Source organism: Pseudomonas sp. MF06569 (assembly GCF_059862735.1).
Window position 1 is genome coordinate 1 of the sequence record NZ_JCBCUZ010000054.1, and the last position, 6,737, is coordinate 6,737.

Below are 6,737 nucleotides of genomic sequence, written 5' to 3' on the forward strand. Positions count from 1 at the left end.
TTTGCCCCGTAGGTTGCTTGGTCCACGGTGTATTTATCTCCGGCACTTGAGGAAAGTTGCTTAATGAGGCCTTTGCACGAGAAGCCCATCATACTGAGATACTGCTTCGCTGATCTCACCGCTTCCTGGTTCCAATCATTGTTCAGGCTGTCCACTGCTAACGTAGCGTCAGAAACCCCGAAACCATCCCCTGCATCCGATGAGAGTTGGCTAATAAGTCCGTTCCGTGAGAAGCCCGTCATACTGAGATATTGCTTCGCTGATCTAACGGCATTCTTTTGAGGCCCAGTCAAATCTCCCGCCCATGTGGGCGCTGCGGCAAACAAAGCTGCAGTCAGTACTACCTTCAAAAAATCCATTGAAATATCTCCATAATCCACACGGCGCTTCTGACGCCCTCGAAGCCCTTGCCTCGCAGGCCAACTTTACACGACGCGCCCCTTTTCGGCTCCACCCCGAACCTTGATATCGAAAGCAAAGCGCCCATGACCAGGTGATGATTGAGATGGAATAAATCCTTGTAGCCGCCGAGTAAAAACTTGCTAGCCGGGCGTCGTGACAGCCCTATTCCGTCATGGCCACTGGCTGCTTGGATAGAAAATGAGGCAACACTTCACTCAAAGCGTGCAGACGATCGTTGCAAAGTGATTGCTGCGCGCTGGTGGGTACTGCGCTGCTCTCTGGACGTTCGGTTGTGCTAAATTTCTCGATGCTTTGGACGCGTTTCTCGTGCGTCCTGCAGAGCATGAGGCTGTCTTGCGTACGGTAACGGCTCGGAACCATTTAGCCGAGTGTACGTGATCAGTAGCCCAGCGTTTGATCACCAGCAAGCAAAAACCGCAGATCAGCAGTCTTTACAGGATCTCACTACGAGTAGTGATAACGACAAGAGATAATCGTCAAGGTCCCACCTTCATAGAGGTAGACCAAGCGGTGCTCACGAGTAATACGGCGCGACCAAAAACCAGAAAGATCGCCGCTTAGCGATTCTGGTTTACCAGTGCCTTTAAAAGGGGTTCGAAGACATTCTTTGATCAGAGCATCGATTTTATCGAAGATATTGCTGTCGGCGGTTTTCCAATGCTCATATTCATCCCAACCATTGGTTGTAAACGCGACAGTAACGGCGCTGCGAGCGCTTTCTTTATTCTGCTGTTTCTTGGTGCTCATCAATCAAAAACTCCTTGGTTACGGCTTTGCCGGACCGGAGCTGATCAATGGATTCACGTAAACGTTTGGCGTTTGCAGGCGATCCCAATAGATACATGGTTTCGCGCATACCGTTGTAGTCATTCAAGGAAAGCATAACTACAGCATCGCCACGCTGACGCGTGATTACAGCGGGCTCGTGGTCCCGACAAACATCATCCATTGTCTGCTTTAGGTCGGCACGAGCCTGGCTAAAAGACATTACTTGCATATTCAATTTCCTTTCTGGCCCTGCCAGAAGTGAAGGTGGTGCAACCACTAGCCCCGCCAGTGGTCAACGCGACAAACTCCCAGCCCTGCCAGAAGTTAACGTCGTGACGCTTCTAGCTCTGCCAGAAGCGAACGTGGTGCAATTTCTGTTCTTTCCAGAAACTGACTCGTCATGAGCCCATACATCGAGCTGATTTCATTGTACCACGTTTGGTACAAAAGTAAACAATCTTGCTACGTGCAAACGAAGCGCGCAGGGCGTAAGCCAGCGACGTGAAAAAACAAGTCGTTTTAAGCTCCTGATCTGCGGCGCTCCAGCTTCGCTACAGTCGCTTCCTTGATCGCCTGTGTGAGCAACCATCTCAGGGGCTGACGCCCTACGGGGTAAAATCTAAACGTCGCTATCCTCTTCGTGTTTCTTACGAAGACCTTCCTCAATATTGATTCTCACCCTTTCGAGTTCATTCGGCTCTGGCAACATCGAATCGAAAAATTCTTCGAAATCCTTAGCTCCCTGCTTCCAGTTTTCGAACTTCAAATCGTCTTCTGTTTTCTTTTTGTCAGTCATAACAACCTCAGCTAGGTAGGCCCTCAATTGCAGGCACGACCATTATCAAGCACGGCAAAAACCAAGATTACGCGGACTTTCCCAAACCTGAGCGCCGCCTCCGACTTGATTACTTGGCAAGCAAAGCGCGCAGGCCGAAGGCAGCGCCGTGAAGGAGCGAAGCAGCCGCATATAGATCTACAGATCTTGTAGGGAAGTGGTCGGCGCACAGCGACTGGAAGGGCGCGGGACCTGGATAAGATCGCGGTGCCTGGACCATCGGAACTAACGCGCTGCGCTTGTTCGGCGTTCCCCAGCACAGCGCCCTTCGGTCACTGCACTGGCGACCACCATGAGCTAGCTTAACGGCACCTCGTCTTTGACTTTTTTTGACGCAACATCAAAAGCACAGACAAAACACATACTGAGGTCGGCGGCTGCGTTTATCGCAGCCTGCAAGACCGCAAGCGGTGCCACCTTTGGTGGCACCACATAGCACCGCTTCTAAAAGATAAAGAGGGCGGTTCTATGCTGAAAAGGCTGAGAGCTAGTAAATACGCGGCTTGTAGCCATATTTAGGCCTGCTTGCTATGTTCACTCTAGAGTGAACATATATGTTCACTAGCTGAGTGAACATTTACCACCTGATAGAACATCTTGTGCGCACATGATGTTCATATATACTGAACATCATGTTCACTAGACCACACGGATATGTTCACTTGAAACAGATCAGGAAAGACCCCGCAGATTTCGCCATGCTGACCCGTGGTTACATTCGTGACATCCGTGAACTATCTCGCCGTAGTCCCAGCGCTTTCCAGGTCTTCATGCTGCTAACAGAGCGGATGAACAAGACCAACGCGATTGTTATAAGCCAATCCACCCTCTGTCAGATCCTCAACTACGGCAGAACGGCGATACACAACGCCATCCGCCTACTTGAGTCAGAACGGTGGCTCCAGATAGTGAAGATTGGCACAGCAAACGGCTACGTCATCAACTCCAAAGTCGTTTGGAGGGACCACAGCGGTAAGCGATACGCTTCGTTCTACGCAGAAGTAGTAGTCAGCGAAAGCGATCAGGGGAGACCTGTCGAAGACTGGGATAACGTCGAACTTCGCCATGTTCCCGTCCTTCAAGCCGGCGAACACCCTTTATCTACCGGAGATCTTCCGCCTCCAGACCAAGCAGAACTGTTGCCGATCACAAGGGATGAGGTCCCTCGTGTTAGGGACTCTGACGACCTAGATTTGGAGCTTTCATCTACGATGGCACAGACGCCTCGTCTCTGACTTTTTACGAAGCAGCAAGGAGGTACCGCGTCAAATGACGAGAATCATGCACTCGGCCTTCATCGCAGTAGAAAGCAGACGTTAGTAAGTGGCACACCACATCAAGGAGAAGTGACACATGGCGTGGCACACGATCCAAGAAACTCAGAAATTGACCGGTAAGAGCCGTCGCACGCTCTATCGTGATATGGCCGCAGGCCGTCTATCATGGTCTCAAGATGGTGAAAATGCCCGCAGTTTGGAAACATCTGAGCTGATCCGCGTCTATGGTTCCCTTCTACCAATGGCACAACCAGATTCGGAGAAAACGGCACACGATGTCACTGCTCATGGCACTCAAGATACAGCGCTGATCCTAGCCGAACTTAAGGCTTTACGAGAAGAAGTCGCGGAGCTACGCCAAGCTATGCGCCTACTCGAGTACAAACCCGCCACGGTGCCATCTGTCACACCTGAAACCTCAGAAAACGTGCCAGATGCACTAGATCCAAAACCGTTACCATGGTGGAAACGTGCATTTTTCTCCAGGTAAGCAAGCCCGCGTGACTGCCCATCCATCTCAGGTACCGTACGATGGCTAACAAGCTCGATAAAGACACTCGCGGTGCCACATTTGAAGAGGCCGCTGAGGATCTACCGCTCAGTCCAGCCGAGGTTGAGGTGCGCTTGGCCATCGCCGATTTCGTAATCCGCCGCGTCAACGCAACACCGACCGGAGAAGCGATTTTTGAGGGTTTGGTTAAGCGTTTTGAGAACCGCTATCCGCACCACAAATTACTGTCTAATTGCCTTCTGTGCCCAGGGTACTTAGTGCCTGATCCAGATGATGACGAGTATGAGGACATCCCCCTTAATCAGCTGGATGCCAAGCTGCTTGAGATGCTGCGGCACCCTGAAAAGAGTTTGGAACCGCTCGGCCCGCTAGCGGGGGCCGAGCGACCAGGTGGTTGGTTCGTCGAGAAGGAGTAGCTAACGCATCCGGGGACCGTTGGAGCCTCTTGGGCCCAGATCTTCCGTGTTGTCGGGGGGAGTCTGCCTCAGCTGCTCCCTCTCACGCCGGCACAGCGCCTGAGCGCCGCTTTGCGCCTCCCGCCACCCCTCTGCATGCTTCACCCACTCCGCGGAGCTCTCGCGCATCTGAGCGGCCTCTTCCGGCGCTGGCAGTTGCCGCAATTGCCGTAGCTGCTCAAGCTCACGCTCCAACTCGCGGCGCAGGGCGAACAACGGTTCGCGCTCGTCATAGCCGCAGCCCGTCAGGTGATTGTTGATCAAACCCACTGCGCTGCGCAGGTTACGGACGGCTTCGCCCAGCACCTCACGGGTTAGGCCATCCAGCTCGCGTTGCTCCCGCTCCAGCTCGTGCATCGGCTTCAGTCCTGCTGCCTGCTCCATCGTAGGCAAATACCGTTCTAACGCCTTCAGCTCGTGGTCTGCACGTTGCCAGGCAACCGCAGCAATCCGTTCAGGTGCATCACGATACGCTTCTAGGGCTGCCATCTTGCTCCGCTGGGCCTGCTCAGCCGCCAGATCTACGGCTAAGGGTTTACCCAAGAAGTCGGCTAACACTGCACGGCGTGGATGCTCGCTCCGCCAGTCTTTCTGCGCCTTCTCTGCGGCTAGAGCCTCGGCGGCAGTGCGTTTCGCCAAGGCTTTCAGTGTGTCCACTCGATCCATATCAGGATCAGGCGGACGCACTGCAGCTGGTCGCAGCTCAATCACTCGCGCTCGGGCCCGCTCCACCCATTCGACCAACGCGGCGCCGTGCGCCTGATCCAGCTCAGTGGCGAGCCGTACCTGGTGCATCTCAAATGCGGCAACGTGTGCACCGGGATTCTCCAGGGCAAGTTGTTCGGCCAGTTCAGCTAGTTCGGGCGCTAGTCGCTCGGCCAGCTCTGCTTCGGGCGCGGATCGAGCCCAGTCGCGCAGCGCATTGTTGTAGGCCCGCACTCGGTCGTTCTGCAGGATCAATTGCTGGGCATACTCCGGCAAGTCGTCTAGCTCGATCTCCCCTCGCTCAACACGGCGGCGCATGCCGTTGAGTGTCGCCCCTTCGTGTCGCTCGGTGAGTGTTCCTAGCTCCGCCGCCCGGCGAAGATCGCCGCTGCGCAGTGCATCGTCGCGCTGCACAGTCTTAGAGCGGTGATCGAAACGAGGGGCATAACCTGCCGCTCGCAGCCCATCATTGACCGTCTCGGCCCACGTGGCGCGAGCATGCATCGTCCACGCCGCGCCATGGATGCTGCGCGATTTCATCGCGCCGCCACGCTCGCGGTGAGTAGTATTGGCTCGTTTGAACCATGTCTTCGCGTCAGGTCGCTCGATTCCATCGAGGCCCCGCTCCTGGAACATCAGGTGGCAATGCGGATTCTTACCACTGCCATCGTGAATCGCCCAAGTGTGAGGAAGACGTTCAGCGCCCAGCAGGCGCTCGGCGTAGGCCTCGACCACTTGCCGCTGTTGATCGAGGGTCAGCTCTGGCGGCAAGTTGAGTTCCAGCTCAACGCAGCGCCGCGCATTGGCCCGCTCGAATTGATCAACTCCCAGCCAAAACTGGTCGGCATCATCCGCCCAGTTCGGCAGATTACCGCTGCGGCTAGCGGCAAGGTCATCGCGGGCACCGTCGATACCTTGGGCATATTTGCCCTGACGAATGATGTATTTCAGGCGAGCATGGGCGGAAGGGGTTTTCCCCTTCAACGCCATCCGCATGCCCTGACCCGCCATCGCCGCGCTCCCGCTCTTGCTGTGTTTTTGATTCTGCCCCCGGCAGGGCGACACGTTTCTCGAAGAGAAACGCCATAGTGGCGCTCTTCATCCTGAAGAGCTGATTTGTGCATGTTACATTTACATCAGCCAGGGTACAAATAGCGGCCTTAATTCAACGTGATCAAGGGTGGTGCTATCGCGCCAGGAGGGGAAATGCGAGGTGGTGAACAGGTCAAACTCAAGCGTCGTCTGGAGTCTCTACAGAAATCAGGTGCAGCAGGTAACGAGGGGGCAGCAGGTGAAGCCCGGTTGTTGGCTGCTTGGCTCGATGATGAGGCGATCACCAGCAGAAAGCGGCAGGACGACAGATGCAAGGTGTTGGTCGGCGCCTTGGTGGGGACGCTGATGGCTTCTGGGAGATCGGTGGTACTGCAAGACCACCGAACCCTGCTCGATGCCATGGATAAATTCCTGTCACGACCTGCTGAGCGCCTGGCAGTCTTAGGTACCGACGGCAGTGGTTCCGAAGCATTCCGTCGCGTGTTCACGCACACTTCTGACTAGAAGATATGGGAATGGAATTCGGTGGCTCGAGTGTAACCATCGTTTGAACTACCCCGTTTTTTAGCAGCCACCTGCCTGTTTTGCCCCGTAGGTTGCTTGGTCCACGGTGTATTTATCTCCGGCACTTGAGGAAAGTTGCTTAATGAGGCCTTTGCACGAGAAGCCCATCATACTGAGATACTGCTTCGCTGATCTCACCGCTTCCT

At 54.8% G+C, this 6,737-nt stretch carries 10 protein-coding genes; 4 read left to right on the top strand and 6 right to left on the bottom strand.

Annotated features, from left to right (window positions below; all coding sequences use genetic code 11):
- The 4 genes from AC19YQ_RS24535 to AC19YQ_RS24550 form a co-directional block, all read right to left on the bottom strand.
- Positions 1 to 359, bottom strand: a 359-nt coding sequence (locus AC19YQ_RS24535; RefSeq protein WP_500596139.1) for an Ltp family lipoprotein, incomplete at its 3' end; no start/stop codon positions are given.
- Between the two features lie 508 nt (positions 360 to 867).
- Positions 868 to 1,170, bottom strand: coding sequence for a Txe/YoeB family addiction module toxin (locus AC19YQ_RS24540; RefSeq protein WP_500596140.1), 303 nt, complete (start codon positions 1,168 to 1,170; stop codon positions 868 to 870).
- On the bottom strand, positions 1,145 to 1,420 hold the full coding sequence (locus tag AC19YQ_RS24545; protein WP_177008014.1) for a type II toxin-antitoxin system Phd/YefM family antitoxin: 276 nt from the start codon (positions 1,418 to 1,420) through the stop codon (positions 1,145 to 1,147). Before AC19YQ_RS24545 ends, AC19YQ_RS24540 begins: the two co-directional genes overlap by 26 nt.
- 390 nt (positions 1,421 to 1,810) lie before the next feature.
- Positions 1,811 to 1,987, bottom strand: coding sequence for a hypothetical protein (locus AC19YQ_RS24550; RefSeq protein ID WP_500596141.1), 177 nt, complete (start codon positions 1,985 to 1,987; stop codon positions 1,811 to 1,813).
- A 701-nt stretch (positions 1,988 to 2,688) separates the two neighbouring features.
- Between AC19YQ_RS24550 and AC19YQ_RS24555 the strand changes: the two genes are divergently transcribed.
- From AC19YQ_RS24555 to AC19YQ_RS24565, 3 genes are all read left to right on the top strand, one after another.
- Complete coding sequence (locus AC19YQ_RS24555) at positions 2,689 to 3,261, top strand: helix-turn-helix domain-containing protein (protein ID WP_177008020.1); 573 nt, start codon at positions 2,689 to 2,691, stop codon at positions 3,259 to 3,261.
- A 118-nt stretch (positions 3,262 to 3,379) separates the two neighbouring features.
- A complete protein-coding gene (locus tag AC19YQ_RS24560) occupies positions 3,380 to 3,793 on the top strand; it encodes a hypothetical protein (protein WP_500596142.1) in 414 nt (137 codons plus the stop codon).
- 41 nt (positions 3,794 to 3,834) lie between these two features.
- Complete coding sequence (locus AC19YQ_RS24565; RefSeq protein WP_500596143.1) at positions 3,835 to 4,230, top strand: hypothetical protein; 396 nt, start codon at positions 3,835 to 3,837, stop codon at positions 4,228 to 4,230.
- Here the strand turns inward: AC19YQ_RS24565 and AC19YQ_RS24570 are convergent, their stop codons facing one another.
- Positions 4,231 to 5,985 carry a MobA/MobL family protein gene (locus tag AC19YQ_RS24570; protein ID WP_500596144.1) on the bottom strand — a complete coding sequence of 585 codons (1,755 nt, stop codon included), beginning with the start codon at positions 5,983 to 5,985 and terminating at the stop codon, positions 4,231 to 4,233.
- Positions 5,986 to 6,180: 195 nt separating this feature from the next.
- Here AC19YQ_RS24570 and AC19YQ_RS24575 point away from each other — a divergent pair, with 195 nt between their 5' ends.
- Positions 6,181 to 6,531, top strand: coding sequence for a hypothetical protein (locus AC19YQ_RS24575; protein ID WP_500596145.1), 351 nt, complete (start codon positions 6,181 to 6,183; stop codon positions 6,529 to 6,531).
- A gap of 60 nt (positions 6,532 to 6,591) precedes the next feature.
- Here AC19YQ_RS24575 and AC19YQ_RS24580 read toward each other — a convergent pair whose 3' ends face one another.
- The gene (locus tag AC19YQ_RS24580) at positions 6,592 to 6,729 is read right to left on the bottom strand and encodes an Ltp family lipoprotein (protein WP_500596146.1); all 138 of its coding nucleotides are present in this window, start codon (positions 6,727 to 6,729) and stop codon (positions 6,592 to 6,594) included.
- Positions 6,730 to 6,737: the final 8 nt, after the last annotated feature.